Here is a 724-nt window from a genome sequence, read left to right as displayed (position 1 = left end):
AAGTCTAAAAGAACATTTCTCGTCTTTCAAATTCCCCCAAAAATGGTATAATAGTAACATCATAAAATTGGAGAAATAGCATGAGTTTTTACAATCATAAAGAAATTGAGCCTAAGTGGCAGGGCTACTGGGCGAAACATCATACATTTAAGACAGGAACAGATGTCTCAAAACCGAAGTTCTATGCTCTGGACATGTTCCCATATCCTTCAGGAGCTGGATTGCACGTAGGACACCCAGAAGGTTACACAGCAACCGATATCCTCAGCCGTTACAAACGTGCGCAAGGATACAACGTTCTTCACCCAATGGGATGGGATGCCTTTGGTTTGCCAGCTGAGCAGTACGCTATGGACACAGGAAATGACCCGGCAGAATTCACAGCAGAAAATATTGCCAACTTCAAACGCCAAATTAATGCGCTTGGCTTCTCTTACGACTGGGACCGTGAAGTCAACACAACAGATCCAAACTACTACAAGTGGACGCAGTGGATCTTCACCAAGCTTTATGAAAAAGGCTTGGCCTATGAAGCTGAAGTACCAGTAAACTGGGTTGAGGAACTAGGAACAGCCATTGCCAATGAAGAAGTGCTTCCTGATGGAACTTCTGAGCGTGGGGGCTATCCTGTTGTCCGCAAACCGATGCGGCAATGGATGCTCAAAATCACGGCCTATGCAGAGCGCTTGCTTAATGACTTGGATGAGTTGGATTGGCCAGAGTC

The 724-nt window shown here is 45.4% G+C and carries 1 protein-coding gene; it reads left to right on the top strand.

From position 1 onward, the window contains the following. Nucleotides 1–80: 80 nt before the first annotated feature. On the top strand, nt 81–724 hold a 644-nt coding region (locus tag GMD6S_RS11560; RefSeq protein WP_000011799.1), incomplete at its 3' end, for a class I tRNA ligase family protein.

Source organism: Streptococcus sp. GMD6S (assembly GCF_000297015.1).
Note: the sequence above shows the minus strand (reverse complement) of the source record. Positions and strands in the feature narration are given on the sequence as shown.